Raw genomic sequence first — 19,051 nt, 5'->3', positions numbered from 1 at the left:
ATAGATCCCTGTGTTTATTTGGTAAGCTGTTTTAATAATCCTTTTTTAGCTCCATCTCCCCTTTCAATCGAATATCATCGGATGATGCGCCAACCAGCAATTTGAATTTTCCTTTTTCTGTTTTCCAGGCATTAGTTGCATTCCACAGTTTGAGGTCTTCTTTGCTCAGCTGGAAAGTGTACCGCTCTTTCGTTCCTGCTGCAATAGCCTTGCGTTCAAATTGTTTTAACTGTATAATGGGTGTTACTACCGAACTGACTTCATCGACAACATATAATTGTGCTACCTCATCACCAGCCACACTACCCCTATTTTCGACATCAAAGGACACTGTACAGATAAAATCAGCTGCGCCTTCGGTCAGTACTACCTGTAGGTTACTGTATTCAAACTTACTGTAACTTAACCCATAGCCAAAAGCATACAAAGGTTTGGCGGACATCTCCACATAATCATGATGTTTAGGTTTCGTATGATTATAATGTACCGGAAGCTGACCCACAGATCGTGGTACAGAAATCGGTAACCGGCCTGCTGGATTATAATCACCAAACAAGACATCAGCAATGGCTAATCCTCCCTCCTGTCCGGGATACCAGGCATTCACAATTGCGGGAATATGCTCCGCCGCCCAATTTAGATTAAGCGGTCTTCCCATAATGGTCACCAGCACCACAGGCTTGCCTGTTGCCTGGACCGCTTTCATCAGTTTTAATTGATCGCCCATCATATCCAACGAAACGCGGTCAAACCCTTCACCACTTTCCATATCACTAACCGTATTGGGATCTACATTTGCCGCTCCCGTTGCCTGGTAGGAAGTTTTGAAATCCCGTGCACTGGAACCGCCGAGAATCAAAACCACAGCATCGGCTTGCTGTGCTGCTGCCACCGCAGCCGCAATATCAGAATTCGTCGTGTCACGTATCGCGCAACCTTTTACATAATCAACTTGCGTACCTTTACCTACTGTCGCGCGAATACCTGTCAATACAGTCTGTATCTTACCATCAGCCTGTGGAGCAGTATAGTCACCCAGTTGATTGTAAGCATTGTCGGCATTCGGTCCGATGACCGCAATGCGTTTCAACGATTTGCTTAATGGTAAGATATTTTGTTCGTTTTTCAGCAAGATGATGGATTCCCGGCCAACCTGTCGCGCAACAGATTTATTCTGCGCTGTGGCAACTTTCTGGATCACCTGCTTCTCGTCTACATAGGGACGGTCAAATAGACCAAGGTCAAACTTCATCCGTAATACACGGGCTACCGCCGTATCCAATACAGCAGGCTCTACTAGACCTTGTTGCACAGCTTTCAAAAGATTAGGACCATATCCCGATCCGCTCAGGTCAACATCCAATCCCGCATGTATACTTTGTGAAGCAGCTTCCTCCGCTGTAGAAGCTGTCGCATGCCCCCCATTAAGGCCGGAGATACTCAATAAATCGGATACTACAAATCCTTTAAAGCCCCAATCTTTACGAAGAACATCCTTTAACAACCAAGGATTTGCGGAGCATGGAATTCCATCAATACTATTATAAGCTGTCATGACCGAGCCTGCGCCAGATTTAACGGCCTTTTCGAAAGGTGGTAAAAAATAGTGTCTTAGACTCCGTTCACCAAATGATACCGATTCACCATTGTGTCCACCATCCGGTGCAGCATAAGCGACAAAGTGTTTTAATGTACCAATAATTTTATCCAGTTGTCCAAGTTTCTCACCTTGAAAACCACGGATCATCGCAATCCCCATCTTGCCGGTTAAATAAGGATCCTCACCATAAGTTTCTTCTGTCCGCGACCAGCGCGGGTCGCGCGCAAGATCCAGGACTGGCCCATAGCCATTTTTTCCCCCTACAGCATAGGTCTCCAGCGCTATCGTTGATGCCATGCGTTGAATCAGATTTGGATTCCAGGTACTCGCCTGTCCTATTGCTGTCGGAAATACTGTAGCACCAATAGCCATATGTCCATGTGGAGCCTCCTCCGACAGCAGCAATGGGATTCCCAAACGGGTACTATCCAGCATATACCGTTGAATGGCGTTGGTCGCTCGTGCAGCCTCAATCGGATTAAGGCCATTCAGGAGTGTTTTTTGCGTCCAAGGATCGGCACGCAGTGTAGCCCACAACAACCCGATATGTTGCTCTTTGACCGCTTTCTTTAATTTGTCGCTCACCCCTACATGCTTTCCCTTCTTCTCATACATTTCCCACCCAAGCAATTTACTCAGCTGCCCCACCTTCTCCTCTACAGTCATTCGCCCCAAAAGATCATTGACACGTTGTTCGGTAGTGAGACGGCTATCCTTATAAGGCAATTGTTGCGCCTGGAGCTGTGGATAAAGCAATGTTGACATCGCTGTCAAAAGTAGTATTTGGAGTTTCATAAGTAGATTATTATTTTCCTATTTTCTATTCCTTTATGGAACCTAAATTTAAACTTCACACGATTTATGCAACCGGTTTCAAAATACTAAATTAACGATTTAGCAGAAATAAACAAGTTAATATTTTTTCCTTTAGTACTTTCGATAATCAACTTAGCAACGAACATATCTCGCTTACCTAGCTGATCGAAAGAATGTGATCTGAGATGCTGAAAATTAGCAATAAATATCAAATGTATTGATAAAAAAGTAAGAAAGACGGCAAGCCGTCTTTCTAGTGAATGTTATAGGAAATATACTACTTAATAAAAACATATTAAAATCCTTTAAGTACTTCTTCCCATAGATTGGGATAATCTGTCTGAATCAGCCGTACAAAAGGATATTTTTCCAAAAAAGACCGATAAATATCTTTTCCCTCCTGTCTTGCTTCATCGTCATATTCACCAAGACTATTCATCCAAAAATAAATACCTTGCTGCCGCATTGTATTAAGCTTTTTGGTATCCGTAAATGACTCATCAAGATGAACGATTGACGTCATTTTCATTTTTAGAATCGCGGTCAGATCTTTCATGCTTCGTGCCCTTGGGAAAATCGTAATTTTCGGATTGCGTTTATAGATACCCGGCATTTCTTTATAATCGTAAAGAAAAAATAACACCTGATCTTCCATCCCCTCCTGCGCAATAAGATCGTAGGTTTTCGCTACAAATTCCCTCCGTTCCTCCTTAAAATCCAGGTCAACAATAATTTTTCCTTTACAGATACGTAGCGCCTCCTGCAATGTTGGAATAAACAAGTTGGACATTTCACCGTCCGTGGCACCACGTAAATGCATTTTCTGAATTTCAGCGTAGGTATGTTTACCAACCTCTCCTTCCCCACTCGTGGTACGATTGACGGTCTTGTCATGCATCAGCACAAGTACACCATCTTTTGTAGCGCGCACATCCAATTCCACAACGGAAGCGCCCAAACGAATCGCCTCTTCAATAGCGGCGATAGAATTTTCAGGATACGCAAGATGTGCACCCCGATGGGCCACAATATGCAGACTTTTTTGTTCCAGTCTTTTTAATAAATCGACCGGTTGAGCATATAAACTTGTCGTAGAACTTATGATTATACTCAACAAGAAAGTAGAAAATAGCATCTTTTTCATGGTATACAGATATTTTTTTAATCATTTATTCAGCTATAAGGTGAAATTATTTTTTTGACAGTTCAAACGAATCAAACAATTGTCCATTGAGCTTATAACTTGCAAAATAGAGTTTGTTTGCCCTGAATTTTATCACTTGATAGAGTTGTGTTTGTGCTGTTGCGACATCCATCCATCGTTCAGAATCAGATTCGTACATCTTTGGTCCGGCTACCGACAACAGGTATACAGGTCGTTTTCGGCCAAGACTACCTCGGGCATAGGTATGATCATGGCCCTGCAAAACCAAATCAACACCATATTTCTCCAAAATCGGTTTAAACCGTTCTCTTAAAATGGTATTGTCACGGCTTTTAGCTGTAGAATATACCGGATGATGCATTACAACAATATTCCATTTTTTCGTGGAAGAAGCCAGTACGCTCTCCAGCCATTTCTCTTGAGTAGAAGCCGCTACCGAATCCAGCATAATTAACTGGGAATTCAATGAAACAATCCGCAGATCCTGATAGTCCAAATAGTAAACCGCGTCCTGTAATCCCTCAGGTCCATTTTTTGGCAGGTTAAACTGTACTTTCCAATGTGGATCCAAAACCAGAAGACCTGTCGAATCCCGTCGGTATTCATGATTTCCGGGAGTAGGGATGGCTGGTATCATTTGATGAATAAACCCTGTCCCTTCATACCATTCGGCCCATTCTTCGTCCGTATTGGAGCGATTGATCAGATCTCCGGCATGAACAATAAAACGTGCGTTTGATTCCTGCTGAAAAGCACGACGAATCGTCCGTGACCAGCGCGAACGCAAATCATTCTGAGCATCCCCCAGATAGATAAAAGAAAAATCACCTGATTGTCCCGCCGTTTTAAATTGATTCCAGGCACTCCAATGTAGACCATCACCGACACGATAGGTGTAGGTTGTTCCGGGTTTCAAATTCCGAAAGCTAACCTGGTTGTAAGTATCCTGCTGTGTTCCCCTTTCCAAATACAAACGAGTACCTTCAACTGTCTGCGCTTTTGTTTCAAAATCGGGATTGCTTTGCTCTTCGGCAATCTGTCCTATTATTTTATCGTTACTACCCGCTGCCCGCCAGGAGACCGACTGTGTGCTGCTCGGATCGTCCGACCAAGTCAACATAATCCGATCCGGCTGTTTATCTGTCACACCGGACTGTGCCCGACCCTGCGCCATGAAACAACATAACGCTATTGCTAATAAAAGAGGTTTTATTTTCATTGCTATTTTAATCTATATATCGTGTAATTTTTACCAAGGTTTGGCCGTTCCTTGCAATAACCAAGGTTTGGACCAGGCACTATTTTCATTATCGGCCTGCGAATACGCTGTTTTCTCAATACGTCTTAACGCTTCTTCGGCATTCTTTTGATTCACACTCATTTCTGTCTGCATGTAGGGTACACGTACCGGAAGCTGCGCTCGGATCGCCGCTGGGCCAGCTTTCAATTTTGGGTAACCTGTTCTCCGATAATCAAACCAGGCCTGTGCAGCAGTGGACCAGCTAGCAATCCATTTTTGCTCAATAATCTGTACTTGTGTATTTTCAAAAGTCACCCCCTTTTGGCGAATATAATCTGCGTAATTTGCTGCTTTTCCCCAACTTGTCAGCGAGGCCTGAATACCACGTTCATAATATGCACGCGCAGTCTCCGGCACAGCCCAGCCCTTCCAGGCCGCTTCAGCCAAGATAAACTCCACTTCAGCCGATGTCAACAACCTTGCTTTGAGCAAAGGTCCTTTGGCTGAGCGATAAATATCGTTGAGATAGGAAACATGGGGATTGATTGAAGTCTGTCCCGGTGTTGGATTCAAATTATAAGCGGAAGGATTTTTAGACCCACTTGGCGGTAATCCTACATAATCCCTATCTGTATCAATCGGTATTCCCTTGACCACATCGGGTGACACGATACGAACGCCGTTAACAATTTTATCCGTACCAGCGGGTACTGTGCTGCTCACTTCGATTGGTATCTCCACCTTTTTTGCCCACACGACCAGCCGTGGGTCACCTAATTCCTGAAGTCGATCCACAAATGTCGCACACATTTTCATTCTTCTGAAATTACTTCCACTGGCATCATATACCGTATTTGATGGCCAAGAGTCAGCAGCATTATTACCGGCAAAATCCATCAGAACCTCGTCTGCCGAATTGCTGATCAGCGGAAACTTGTCAGGGTTGGCCACCATGTTTTCAACCCCCTGCTTGGCAAAAGCACTCGCCTTTTCTGAAATACGCATGTAATACCTCAACGCCAAGGAATTGGCAAAACGGCGCCATTTTGAGGCCTTGCCACCAAAATACACGTCAGCACCCGCCAATACTTCATAGGATGCATCCGGCCGCGACAGCAATTCATTGGCCTGTTTTAGTTCCTCGATAATACCTTTGTAGATCACCTCCTGGCTATCGTATTTTGGAAAATTATATTTTGTGTCTCCAAGTTCTGCTTTCAAGGCATCCGTATAAGGTGCGTCGCCCCACAAATCGCTGATCAATCCAAACAGATAGGCGCGCATCACCAGGGCAACACCCTGATGAAAATCCAGCCCCAATTTCTCCGCTCGTTTACGCATCAATTCGTTGTCCCGAAGAAAGCCATAGTAACTGTCCCAGCTCAAGATGCCACCCGTCCATTCATAGTCGTTGTGCGAGTTGAACCAAGCGTCAAACTGCGTATGTTGAATTACTCCACCTAGATCGGAGAAACTTAATTCATTGTATCTTTTTGCTGCTCCCGTCAATATCGTTGGCAATAGCAGATTGGGATTTGCATCCTCTTCACTCACCCCGTTCGGATTGATATTGAGTTCTGTCAAGTCTTTACAAGCAGAAATATTCAAAACCATCCCGAAGGCAATGATCATTGTTGTTAATGTCTTCAACTTATTTTTCATCGTTATTAGCGGTGTTAAAATGTCACATTTACTTTAAATCCTATCGGCATTGACCAAGGCGTCACGTTATAACGCTCAATCCCCTGTTTAAATCCGATGCCTGTTTCGGGTTGGAAGGCCATTTCGGGATCTATTCCTACTTTTGCTTTGGTCCATAAGATCAGATTACGTGTATAGATCCCCAGGCTTCCATTCGCTATGCCGAGCCTCTTCAACCATTTTCCCGACAGATCATAGCTAAAAGAAAGTTCGCGAAGTTTGATAAATGAAGCATCGAATGTTGCGGCATTCATAAAGTCCCAGGGATAGTTATCTGAGTAAGCAATATACTTGGTCCCCTCAGCACCTAGATTTTCAGTATACCCTGTGATATTCCCCTTATCATCGTATTGGGCAATAACCCCAGGGTTAAACACACCAAAATTTCCGATGACACCCCCCACATTCACGGGGTAACCACCATACTCTTCGCCTGGCCCACCAACAATCGGATAGCGGTTCCCTTCCACTCGCACCAGATTATTGTCTATCAGGTAATTTCGAAGCGTTTCGCCCGTCATCCCCTTAGGGTTGATCAACTGATCAAGAAAACGCTGTGTGGTCAGGTTAGATTCAAAATACCGATAAGTTTGCGACATGAATTTTCCACCAAAACGCATATCCGCTGCAATATTCATTGTCCACTTTTTATACCTTAGGCTGGACTGCAGCCCCATAGTAAAATCCGGATTAAAGTTTCCGATCTTATTGCGGCTATTATTGATCCGGACGGCTTGCCAGGAACCATTTTTGTTTAGGATTGGAAATCCGTAATAAGGTGACGACTGATCTTCGACAGTGACCAGCTTCGAATCGTATAAATCGCCTATTTCTTCCCCCACATAGGTACGTGCTCCCCCTCTACCGTCGGTCCAGAAGGTATAAAATTCCACACCTTCCGATAGTTCATCGATACGTGTACGGTTGCGATGCCAGTTGAGCCCGAGATCCCAGGACCAATTTTCTTTGGCGATAGGCCGTCCTGAGAGGGCCAGCTCGATACCCCTGCTACTCAATAATCCAGCATTAATATTCTTTGAATTGAAACCACTTGAACTCGGGAGCGTCGTAGAGATAATCTGGTTTTTATTCTCCAGCTTGTAGTAAGTCCCTTCAAATTTTAACCGATTGTTCCACAAGCCGAGATCCATCCCCAACTCATAAGATGTTGCAATCTCCGGTTTCAGATTAGGAATTAAGAGTGCTCCTGAGCGCGTCAAACGTAGTACATCACCCCAGCTACCCGGATTACTCAACACATTGGATAAGTTATAAGGATAGGTATCATTTCCGACACGCGCGACCCCGCCCCTAAGCTTCATTAAATTGATAGCTTTAGGTAGCTTCACTACCTGATTGGCCAATATACTTAACGATGCCGAAGGATAAAAATAGGATCGGTTGTCTACCGGAAGCGTACTAGACCAGTCGTTACGCCCTGTCAGATCCAGATAAACCATATCTTTGTAACTGAGATTCACCAATCCATACACACTGTTTATTGCTCTTTCCGAGATTGAACTATAGAAGTCCAGATTCAGTGGACTGATGTTTGCCAAAGTATATAAGCCCGGTGTAATTAGACCCGCACCATTTTTTGATATGTTTTGCACCGACTTACCGCGATTGTAGCGTAGATTTCCACCCAATGAACCAGTTGCATTGAAATCTCCCATTTTCTGTGTATAAGTGGTTAGAAAATCAATATTCTGTTCCATATTCATCAGATTCATGATACCATAGGCACCTCGGGGTTCATTGGTGTAACTATATGGTATTTTTGTTTCCCTATTTTCCCAGTAAACATCTGTGGCATACCGCAGCATTGCAGTCCAGTCTTTTTTAATCTTCCAATCCAGTCGTAGATTTCCAAACACACGGTCCCGTGTGAAGGCATTATTGACGCCATAGGCCAAAAAATATGGGTTATTATGGTTGCCTATGGATTGGGAACGCTGTTGTATCTGTTCCTGTCCGGTCAGCCAATAATCTTTTAGATCCAGAATATTAATATGTGGAGCAACTTCATAGGCCGCCTGAATAGGATTTGTCCCCCGATTTCCAGCGGGCCTGTTATTTGAATTATTTCGGCTGGCATCCAGTGAAAGACCTAAAGTCAGACTATTTCGAAGTCGCATTGTTGAATTGATATTTAACGTATTTCGAAAAAGGTCTGAATTGGGAATAATCCCTTTATTTGCCATATTAGAATACGAAAAACGATAATCCAATCGTTCACTGCGATTACTCAGGGAAATACCATTGGAGCTTGTGATGCCCGTTTGTACGAAATTCTTAATATTGTCCGGATACGATTTCAATTCCGTTGGGATCGGTTTACCCTGCTCATCAAGCGGGCTATTCCATTGAACAGCTTTGTATCCTTTGTCTAACGCGGGGCCGAGCATCACACTTGACTCCTCCTCGATGATCAAATCTCCTGGCTGGTCACCGGGTCTCCAGGGCATTGTACCGCTAGCAAACTTGTTATGCAAGTCGATAAACTTATAGGGAATATCAAATACCGTATTGCTATTGACAGCAATGGTCATTTTTTCAGCATTCTTCCCAGTCTTAGTGGTAATCAATACAACACCATTCCCCGCTCTGGAACCATAAAGAGCTGCCGCACTAGGCCCCTTTAAGATCGAGATATTCTCGATATCTTCGGGATTGATATTGGCAATTGCATTACCATAATCGACTTTATTGTCATCCCCGATTTGACCGATATTATTCAGACTATTCATCAAGGGCACCCCATCGACGACAAAAAGAGGCTGATTGTCTGTACTCAATGAAGAAGCTCCTCGAATCACCATATTGACTGTCGAGCCTGTTGGCCCGGTCGAACTGATTGAGACTCCGGGAACTTTCCCAGCCATTCCAACTAAAAAATTATCATTGTTGACACGGTTGAGATCCTCGCCTTTAATCTTTCCGACGGCATAACCCAGGGAACGATCCTGACGTTTGATCCCGAGTGCCGTCACCACGACTTCGTCAAGCGCATTTTCATTTCCTTTTAAAACCACTTGACGTACAGCAGTATTATTATCATCAAGTTTTACGTGATGGAGCTCCTTTTTCTGATAACCAACATGTGTTATCACCACATGATATTCACCTGCGGGCAACTTGATGGTTACCTCCCCTTTTGCATCAGACAAGCTCCTCTGTTCCGCCTGGAGCACATGCACCGACGCACCAGCTACAGGTTTGTTGTCCTCATCTAAAATCTGCAACTTCAGTGGATAAGTGGTTTGTTTGCTCGCATTTCGAACAAGGACAATCCCACCCGAGACTTTCCTTGATTGGATGTCGGTACCTTTCAAAATATAGTTCAATACCACATCGAGACGCACATTGCGGAATACCTTTTCAGTTATTGCTATACGCTCCAGCTGGAGAATATTGCGATCATAGCCAATTGCTTGGCCTGTTTCCTGTGACAGCTGGAGCACAGCCTCAGCCGCATTACCATTACGGAGATGAATATTGATCAGATCGCTAGGTATCAGATGTACGCTATCCATTGACCTGGCACTACTATTTGTTCCTGAAATAGAAAGCACCGAACAGAGCGCGAGCTTTGCTGCCAGGCTGGTGAGCTTTATTATTTTATACATATATTTGTATGAATGTTTTTTAACATGACTTATTAAGGTGCTCACTGGTCGATTTAGCGGTTTGCCAGATGAGCACTTTTCTTTTCATAGATTTTCCGTCGTTTTCTGCTATGCAGCTTATTTGTGTAAGATTATTTCATTTTTTTCCCTCCTAAATTTGATTTGATGAATGGTGCAGATCATACTCAAAACCTGATCCAATGACTCAACCTGAGGAATCATCAGGGAGTAGTTGAATTTATCCGTATCAAGGTTGTCTGCAATCAATACAACACCATAACGGTTGTAGATAATTTCTTTAAGCGCGTTGAATCCCACATTGCTCAATAGCATGCCACCTTGTGTCCATAGGTTTACGGTATTTGGATTCTGATCAAAAATTTCAAATTGCTTTTTTGCCAGACTATAGCATGCGGCTTTACCCCGGGTCAGGGTATGTTGTTGTCCATTTTTTTTCGCCGACACCTTTACGCTTCCGGTTTTAACTTCAACTGTAACCTTTCCGGAAGCCTGCGAACGATTGACATTGAAGGATGTCCCCAATACAGTGACTGAGACAGCTCCTGATGCTATCGTAAATGGATGCAGGGTATCACGTTTGACCTTGAAAAAAGCTTCGCCCCGATCTAAAAAAATGGCTCTACTTTTCCCATAATTTATCTTATCATAACGAATCTGTGTATTTCCATTGAGAAAAACGGAAGTTCCGTCAGGAAGAAAAATCTCCCGCAATTCACCAGCTTTCGTCACTGTTTGCGTAAGCTGCATTTCAGCTAGTATTTTCCTAGAAGGAAGAGCTGATTGATGATTCTGCAAAAATAAAAGAGATGAGATACCGAGTAATAGAATTGCCGCAGCGGCAGACAACCAGCGAAACCGCTGGATCCGAACTGCGCTTTTTCTTTCAGCCTGTACTGTTGGTACAAGCCGTTTAAACAGTTCGTCCTTTACCGCATGACAATGGGCAGCATCATGAAATGGATTGATATCTTCTTCTGTAATAGACTGATACCAACGATCCACCTGTTCACTTTCCCTTTCGGTCAATTTTCCCTGCAGGTAATCTTGTATTGTACGTTTAAAGTTCTCGATATTCACTGTTATTATTTTTTATTCTAATACAGGTGAATACCCTCGAAGTACTTTAATTTAATATGTTTTTTATATTAAATAATAATGAAGCAGATAACTGCTGGCGAAGAGTAAAAAAATAGAATCACGATCAGCAAATCGTTGTGTCAATTCCTGACGCAGGATTCTTCTTGCATCCGACAAATAATTTTTGACGGTCTGTTCGGCGAGGTTTAACTCTTTGGCGATTTGCGTTATCGAATAGTTTTCATAGCGCATCAAATAAACCGATCGCATCAGCTTGGGCAATCGTCCAATAGAATCTTCCACAATGACCTCCAACGCCTTGTACTTTGCCAGATTGTGATCATCTAAATTGGTAAATAGCTCCATTCGTTCGGCAGCTCGGTCAAACACCTGTTTACGAACCCGCTCAGCAGCGTAATAATTGAGTAATTTGTTTTTAACAGAAGTATAGAGATAGGATTTTAAGGAGCTATATTCGGTGTTAATGAGATGGCGTTTTTCCCAGATGTGTATAAAAACTTCTTGCACCAGATCCTTTGCGGAGGCTTCATCCCTAAGATGGCGAAAGACTGTTGTATACAACTCCTCCCAATACAAATCAAAAAAAAAGGTAAAAGCTTTTGGATCACCCGATTTAAAACGTGATAAATAGTGGTTATCTACATTGGCTTTGGTAGTTTTCACTTTACAAAGATAGTGGTACAAGATTACGGGAATGTTAATTTTTCCAGAAGATTTTAAACCCAATCTTCCCATTCGGATGAGACAAAATTCATTATGCCTAGGGAAACATCCGATAAGCTTCTTGCATAAAAGCTCTTTCTTATTGTTAATAACCGTGTTAATTAGCTTAGTCTTAGCATATATCCTGTTGAAAACCTAAACAATATGCGAAGCATAACTGACTGAGATTTACCGATAAGAAATAACCAATTAACACCCGTCTTTTTCCAAAAAATCATCCTATCGAAAACAGATTAAAAATGTTAATAACAATGTTAATTAACTGAATATAAGAATCATTTTTGTTAATAACATTCCAGCCATTTGAAATTTTTGAGGAGAAAAAAAACTAGTTTTAAAAAATTTATATTGATCGATAAGGGTAAAGTGAAAGTTAGCTGTCATAGAGATAAAGCTTAATCAATATGAAACTAACATCAATCTTAATAATTGCACTGGCGACCCAGGCCACGCAATCACTTGCCCAGGCACAAGATTCGACGAAGACAAACCGACGGGTCGTGACCGAGACTGTCAAAGGTACTGTCCTGGACAAAAATACAAGACTTCCAATTGTTGGCGCCACTATTGTACTGTCCTCCAATGGCAATACAAAATCTGTGAGTACAGATCAGCAAGGTATATTTAGACTCCTACAAGTTCCTGTAGGTCGTCAAGTTCTGCGGGTGCGTATGGCTGGCTACAGACAGGAAGAATTATCAGAATTGCTTATTACCTCTGGACGTGAGAATATACTTAATGTTGAAATGGAGCCGCAGGCAAACACACTAAACGAAGCTGTCGTTTACGCCAATACGGGAAAACAACCTTTAAATCAAATGGCGATGACCAGTGGTCGCTCGTTTTCACCTGAGGAGACCAATCGGTATGCCGGCGCTTTCTTTGACCCAGCGAGAATGGCACAGAGTTTTCCCGGAGTCGTTGCTGGTGGTGATGACAATGAGATAATTGTGCGCGGAAATTCCCCAAAGAGCTTACAATGGCGATTGGAAGGGATCGAAATTGTAAATCCCAACCATTTTGGAGCCGAGGGTGCCGCTGGTGGAGGGATCAGTATGCTCAATACGATGGTTTTGGGGAAATCTGATTTCTATACAGGAGGACTGGCCGCGGAATACAACAATGCGATATCGGGGGTGTTTGACCTTAGATTTAGAAGGGGAAATACCGATAAACGCGAATACACATTCAATGTCGGCGTATTGGGAGTAGGTGCAACTTTAGAAGGTCCCTTCAAAAAAGGAAGCGATGCATCGTATTTAATCAGCTACCGGTACTCCTCATTGAGTCTATTGGAAAAAGTAGGTGTAAAAGTCTCGGATACCGGTATCCCAAAATATCAGGATCTCTCCTTTAATTTTGTATTTCCAACCAAGAAGGCCGGAACATTTTCGTTGTTTGGGATCGGCGGTCTGGGAACAGTCAAAGAAACTGCCAAACGTAATTTTCAGGAATGGGAGGAACGCACAGATGCACAGGACATGAACCTGAGATTTAACGCCGGAAGTGCCGGACTAAAACATCAATATATCGCCAACGATAGGCTGTATTTCACCAATATTATCTCGGCATCAATCAGCCGTAATTCCAATAAAACAGATACCCTGACACAGGATTATATAGCTAGCCTATATCACAAAGATAAATTTACAAATACCGCAATCCGCTATGCCGGTAGCCTTAACTATAGAGCGAACAGTAAAAACACAATCCGCGCAGGTATCAATGCCAGCCTGCTTCGCTATGACCTCTATGCCTTAACCTACGATACCGAACTTGCCGCGTTAAAAGAACGGATCAATGAAAACGGAAGTACCAGTACCTATGACGCCTTTGCACAACTCAAAACAGAGCTATCCGACCGTTTGACGTTAAACACGGGTGTACATGCCAACTACTTTACCTTAAGTAAGAGCTGGACTGCTGAACCCAGACTGGGTTTAAACTGGAAGGTCGCTCCAGACCAGACGGTATCCTTTGGTACCGGACTTTACAATCGTTTAGAACCCCTCAGCTATTATTTTGCCAAGAGCGGAACCGGACAAAATACAACAGATAATACCGCGCTATCTCCTACCAAATCTGCTCAAGCTGTCATTGGATATGAAAAGAATCTAAGTCGTACACTCCGGGTTAAGACCGAAGTCTATTATCAACATTTATATAATGTCCCGGTTTCTTCAGATCCAGCAATGAATTTCTCCCTGCTGAATGTGTCAGATATTTCGGCAATTGGTACATCAACCTATCGTCAACTGGTCAATAAAGGTACAGGTAGAAATTATGGCATTGAGCTAACGGTTGAAAAATCACTCAGCAAAGGTTATTATTTTATGGCCACCACTTCGGTATTTGATTCCAAATTCAAAGCACTCAATGGCAAAGAATACAATACGACATTCAATACACGCTATGTCGGCAATCTATTATTGGGAAAAGAATGGACAGTAGGAAAGAATAAAAATAACTTATTTGGTATGAATGCCAAACTGATCTATGCTGGCGGCAGAAAATACTCTCCGGTATTGGAAGATGAATCCTTGCGTTTAGATGAGGAAATTATCGATCAAAGCCGAATTAATACCTTAACTGCCGATCCTTATATTCGACTTGATTTTTCATCAAGCTACCGGATCAACCGTAAAAAGGTGAGTCATCTCCTTATTCTGGATATTCAAAACATCCTTAATAGAGAGAATACTGTCGGGATGCATTACAATTTCAGCAAACGTATCATCGAACCGCAAAAATGGACTGGTATCATCCCGACTATTAACTATAGGATCGAATTCTAAACACTACATATAATAGACTCGAATAGACCTACGACATAAAAAGATTGATTCCTAAAATGATTTCAGGAATCAATCTTTTCAAATACAGGCTTATAGCTATATTAAAAAAGTAGTTTCTAAAACTTGTAACCCAAAGAAATTCCAAATGAACGATTTCTTAGCGATCCCCCAGGTTTATAATCTGCCCATTTTGATTCCAGGTTAGCAATCCCTTTTTGAAACTCCACGCCAACAAGATAATGTCCCCTGAATAGATAGTTTAACTTGGCCCGAACACCGTAATCAAACGATTTTCCAAGAATATAATCTCCATAATCAGCTATGCTCGCATCATTTTGAAATTTAATATCTCCTTTGTTACCAATTTCAATATCTCCAATATAGACTGCTTCTGAAGTTTTCCATTTCCCCCCTAATCCATAGCCTATATAAGGCCCAAGTCCAAATTGCAGTTGATCGTTACCGATTGGTGAATTAACAACAACATCTATGGGTAGTTCGAGATAGGAAGTATTCGCCTTAAAATTCTCACCCCAGCCTACGATTTTACCTTCTTTTCGTTCAAAGCCCCGTTTAGCGAATACTACCGCAGGCTCAATAGCGAAACGCTCGCTCATTCTTATCGTCGGACCAAATCCCAAATACAGACCTCCGACGGATTCCGTATTTGCCTTATTACCATCCTTATTTTTGGCATCAATATTTGAGAAGTTCAGGCCTGCTTTCACATTCCATTTTGTTTGTGCATGTACGAGACAGCCCCCGATCGACAAACATAACAATAACGACAGTTTCTTGATAGTCATCATAAAGAAAATAGGTTTATATAATTTTCATTGTTAACGATAAACAAATGTAAATCGCTACCATTGACCATCAATTTACGGAATAAATCCAATTTCACTACCTATCTAGCTTATTTTCAACATAAATTCAGCTAAAAGCATACTGATTTCTTTACGAAAACGATTGCGACGAAATGTCAAAATCGTTCATACTGAATGCTGTAAATTCACAGTACAGAAAATTCATTTTTTCATCCAATTAAATCTAACAAAGCCTATGATCAAGATCCAAAACGCATCCGTTGCGAAAAATCGCTGGGTGCACGCGGCAATCCCATTATCCTGCCTGTTGGTCGTATCCAATATGGCAACTTCCCATGCCGCCCCATTGCCCCCTAAAGTTACACATAGCAAGCTTTCGCTAGCCATACAACAGCGTTTCCAAGGTAAAGTCGTAGATAGTGAAGGTAAGGCCATAGCAAACGTGACGATCCAAATCAAAGGGACCAATCAAGCCACATCGACTAATGCAACCGGTTTATTTGAATTCAATAGCCAACAGAAAGATGTCACCTTGGTGGTAAGAAGTATCGGTTACAAAACCATCGAAACTGTTGCCCATGCCGGTTCACCTTTAACAATCACCCTGGATAAAGAATCCAAAGGGCTTGAGGAGGTTGTCGTGGTTGGTTTCGGTACGCAGAAAAAAGAGAATGTGACAGGTTCGGTATCCTCCGTTCAAATGTCGGAAGTCCTGGAAAGCAGACCCGTTACCTCCCTATCTGCGGGTTTAGCAGGTCAGGCACCGGGGCTATATGTCAATCAAGGTTCTGGTAGACCGGGTAGCGATGGTGGTACTCTTCGGGTACGTGGTCAGGGAACATTAAACAATTCGAATCCACTTGTTGTGATCGACGGTGTTATCGGTGATATGAACCTAATCAATCCACAGGACGTCGAAAGTATGTCGGTATTGAAAGACGCAGCTTCAGCTTCCATCTATGGTTCACGCGCAGCCAATGGTGTTATCCTTATCACGACTAAAAAGGGAAAGACCGAACAGTTTAAGGTTACCTATAATAATTATTTCTCTAGCCAGAAACCATCCAATACCATCCAAATGGTTTCCAACTACGCCAATTATATGGAGCTGATTAATGAAGGCTACAAAAATGGCGATCCAAATGCAAAACCTACATTTTCACAGGAAAAAATAGATCTTTGGCGACAAAATTCAGGGCAAGATCCGTTGAAATATCCCAATTCAGACTGGGTGTCTGAACTATTTCAAAATAAGATCAGCCAAAACCACAATCTGTCCTTTACAGGTGGAAGTGAAAAAATTAAATTTTTCGGTTCCTATGGCCTATTAAACAATCCCGGTGTTATTGAACAAGCTACCTACAAACGTCATACGGGTCGTATCAACCTCGAAGCCGATGTAAAACCCTGGCTTACACTTGGAGCTAATATCAATGGTGTCGTCTCAAAGACCGATATCGGCACCAATATCATTGATGATGTATTCACCTTTGCGGGAGCGAGTACACCAGGTATGGTACTAAGAGCTCCAGATGGCCGATTTGGTTCGCCCAGCAATCCGGAAGAGAACCCACAATCCAACAATGTGCTTCACCGCTTGTATGCTCAAAAGGGTAATATTAATAAGAATCGTTTTGTATCCCGATTTTATGGAAAGTTAAAACCTATTGAAGGCCTTTCTATCGAAGGATCGTACACCTATACCTATGATGACGATTTTATCTATTCGCAACCTGTGTTCAACGATCGTTGGGATTTCTTGACTAATACAGTCGCCACCGCTGGCACTGGGCGTTCCTCTGTTACCAACGAGTCTGTTAAATCGTATCGTTATTATATGGACGGAGTTGCCAAATACAAGAATAAGCTATTTGATAAATTAAATTATGAAGTGATGGTGGGTGCCAGCCAGGAATATTTTAAAGATGGTTGGTTTGCGGCATCCAAACTGGATCTCGTCGATCCTTCACTTACGGTGTTAAACGCGGCGACAATGGATGCTTCGGCTTCCGGCAACATCACGGATTGGGCCATGCGCTCCTTCTTTGGAAGACTCAACCTCTCCTGGGATGATAAATACCTATTGGAAGCCAATCTTCGTACCGACGGTTCATCGCGCTTTATGACCGGAAAAAGCAGATGGGGTACCTTCCCTTCGGCATCGTTCGGCTGGAAAATATCTTCCGAAGATTTCTACGATGTCAAATGGATGCCAAGTCTTAAATTCCGTGCCTCATATGGTGTATTGGGCAACAATGGTACTTCAGACGCATCGTTCCGTAGAGACGCTAATATTAACAACTACGAATATCAGACACTATACAATCCGGCCAATTACATCCTGAACAATCAGCTTTATGTCGGGTTTGCCCAGACTGTCTTGAGCAACCCCTTATTGACCTGGGAAAATACCTATATTCTAAATGCGGGTCTGGATTTTGACCTTTTCAATTATAAATTGAACGGTTCAATTGATGTTTTCAATAAAGTAACAGACAATATCCTGATCGACCTTCCTGCACCTTTAGTTGTCGGAAATGCAAGCATACCACGTACCAACGCAGCAAAAGTCCGCAATAATGGGATCGAGCTTAACCTCAACTACCGCGACAAAATTGGGGATGATTTTAAATTCAATATCGGTGGTAACTTCACCTTCATTGACAATAAAGTGGTCAAATTTAAAGGCAACGACAAATCTATTTCAGGAGCAAATCTTTTACAAGAGGGCTATGCCATCAACACGCAGTATATTTTGTTGACCGATCGCATCTTGCAGACAGATGCAGACATGCAACTCGTACAACAAATGATCGACAATGCTCCTACTGATCCAAATACAAACCAAAAAGTAAACCCATTTGCCTCCTATGGGACACCAAAAAAAGGGGATTTACTATATAAAGACGCCAATGGCGATGGCATCATTAACGACAATGATCGGGTACCTGTCGGACATGGTACTGCGCCAAGGATCACTTATGGCTTTAATATGGGATTTGATTATAAAGGTTTTGACTTTTCGGTTTTCCTGCAAGGGAATGCAGGCAATAAGGCTATTTGGATAGATAATTACTACACACCAACTGTACGTTGGGGCTATCAGATCAACCAGGAAATCGCAGATGGCAGATGGAAAGATGGGGCTACCGATGCCAAATATCCACGACTCTTGCCATATACAGATACAAGAAACACCAGAAATAGTGACTTCTGGTTACAGAACAAAGCTTTTATCCGTGTAAAAAATATCCAGCTCGGCTACACCATTCCGAATGAGATTACCAAACGGATCCAGGTTCAGAATCTACGTGTTTTTGGATCGTTGGAAAATTTCTGGACGATTACTAGTTACAAAGGATTCGACCCTGAGGTGAGTGGCACCAATTATCCAACAATGAAACAGGCTGTCTTCGGTCTTAGTTTAACATTTTAA

General features: G+C 42.5%; 10 protein-coding genes. 2 read left to right on the top strand and 8 right to left on the bottom strand.

Annotated features, from left to right (window positions below; all coding sequences use genetic code 11):
- Nucleotides 1-31: 31 nt before the first annotated feature.
- The 7 genes from LC454_RS17830 to LC454_RS17800 form a co-directional block, all read right to left on the bottom strand.
- Nucleotides 32-2,395: a glycoside hydrolase family 3 N-terminal domain-containing protein gene (locus tag LC454_RS17830; RefSeq protein WP_223583817.1), complete on the bottom strand. Its 2,364-nt coding sequence runs from the start codon at nucleotides 2,393-2,395 to the stop codon at nucleotides 32-34.
- A gap of 316 nt (nucleotides 2,396-2,711) precedes the next feature.
- Nucleotides 2,712-3,560, bottom strand: a complete 849-nt coding sequence (locus LC454_RS17825) for a glycerophosphodiester phosphodiesterase family protein (protein WP_223583816.1) — start codon at nucleotides 3,558-3,560, stop codon at nucleotides 2,712-2,714.
- 46 nt (nucleotides 3,561-3,606) lie between these two features.
- Entirely contained in the window at nucleotides 3,607-4,800 is a 1,194-nt protein-coding gene (locus LC454_RS17820; RefSeq protein WP_223583815.1) for a purple acid phosphatase family protein, read from the bottom strand.
- Nucleotides 4,801-4,830: 30 nt separating this feature from the next.
- A complete protein-coding gene (locus LC454_RS17815; RefSeq protein WP_223583814.1) occupies nucleotides 4,831-6,483 on the bottom strand; it encodes a SusD/RagB family nutrient-binding outer membrane lipoprotein in 1,653 nt (550 codons plus the stop codon).
- 14 nt (nucleotides 6,484-6,497) lie between these two features.
- Nucleotides 6,498-10,151 carry a SusC/RagA family TonB-linked outer membrane protein gene (locus tag LC454_RS17810; RefSeq protein ID WP_223583813.1) on the bottom strand — a complete coding sequence of 1,218 codons (3,654 nt, stop codon included), beginning with the start codon at nucleotides 10,149-10,151 and terminating at the stop codon, nucleotides 6,498-6,500.
- Between the two features lie 117 nt (nucleotides 10,152-10,268).
- The gene (locus LC454_RS17805) at nucleotides 10,269-11,249 is read right to left on the bottom strand and encodes a FecR family protein (RefSeq protein ID WP_223583812.1); all 981 of its coding nucleotides are present in this window, start codon (nucleotides 11,247-11,249) and stop codon (nucleotides 10,269-10,271) included.
- A 63-nt stretch (nucleotides 11,250-11,312) separates the two neighbouring features.
- The gene (locus LC454_RS17800) at nucleotides 11,313-11,933 is read right to left on the bottom strand and encodes an RNA polymerase sigma factor (RefSeq protein WP_223583811.1); all 621 of its coding nucleotides are present in this window, start codon (nucleotides 11,931-11,933) and stop codon (nucleotides 11,313-11,315) included.
- 464 nt (nucleotides 11,934-12,397) lie between these two features.
- On the opposite strand from LC454_RS17800, the gene LC454_RS17795 reads away from it, so the two are divergent.
- Complete coding sequence (locus LC454_RS17795; protein WP_223583810.1) at nucleotides 12,398-14,788, top strand: TonB-dependent receptor; 2,391 nt, start codon at nucleotides 12,398-12,400, stop codon at nucleotides 14,786-14,788.
- 116 nt (nucleotides 14,789-14,904) lie between these two features.
- Here the strand turns inward: LC454_RS17795 and LC454_RS17790 are convergent, their stop codons facing one another.
- Nucleotides 14,905-15,597, bottom strand: a complete 693-nt coding sequence (locus LC454_RS17790; RefSeq protein ID WP_223583809.1) for an outer membrane beta-barrel protein — start codon at nucleotides 15,595-15,597, stop codon at nucleotides 14,905-14,907.
- A 253-nt stretch (nucleotides 15,598-15,850) separates the two neighbouring features.
- Here LC454_RS17790 and LC454_RS17785 point away from each other — a divergent pair, with 253 nt between their 5' ends.
- Complete coding sequence (locus LC454_RS17785) at nucleotides 15,851-19,051, top strand: SusC/RagA family TonB-linked outer membrane protein (protein ID WP_223583808.1); 3,201 nt, start codon at nucleotides 15,851-15,853, stop codon at nucleotides 19,049-19,051.

The organism is Sphingobacterium sp. GVS05A, assembly GCF_019969845.1.
GTDB lineage: Bacteria > Bacteroidota > Bacteroidia > Sphingobacteriales > Sphingobacteriaceae > Sphingobacterium.
This window is presented reverse-complemented; position numbering and strand designations above follow the sequence as displayed.

Coding starts and splice junctions, on each gene's coding strand:
- LC454_RS17810 (WP_223583813.1), bottom strand. CDS start 10,151: ATGTATAAAATAATAAAGCTCACCAGCCTGGCAGCAAAGCTCGCGCTC.
- LC454_RS17795 (WP_223583810.1), top strand. CDS start 12,398: ATGAAACTAACATCAATCTTAATAATTGCACTGGCGACCCAGGCCACG.
- LC454_RS17815 (WP_223583814.1), bottom strand. CDS start 6,483: ATGAAAAATAAGTTGAAGACATTAACAACAATGATCATTGCCTTCGGG.
- LC454_RS17820 (WP_223583815.1), bottom strand. CDS start 4,800: ATGAAAATAAAACCTCTTTTATTAGCAATAGCGTTATGTTGTTTCATG.
- LC454_RS17825 (WP_223583816.1), bottom strand. CDS start 3,560: ATGAAAAAGATGCTATTTTCTACTTTCTTGTTGAGTATAATCATAAGT.
- LC454_RS17790 (WP_223583809.1), bottom strand. CDS start 15,597: ATGATGACTATCAAGAAACTGTCGTTATTGTTATGTTTGTCGATCGGG.
- LC454_RS17785 (WP_223583808.1), top strand. CDS start 15,851: ATGATCAAGATCCAAAACGCATCCGTTGCGAAAAATCGCTGGGTGCAC.
- LC454_RS17830 (WP_223583817.1), bottom strand. CDS start 2,395: ATGAAACTCCAAATACTACTTTTGACAGCGATGTCAACATTGCTTTAT.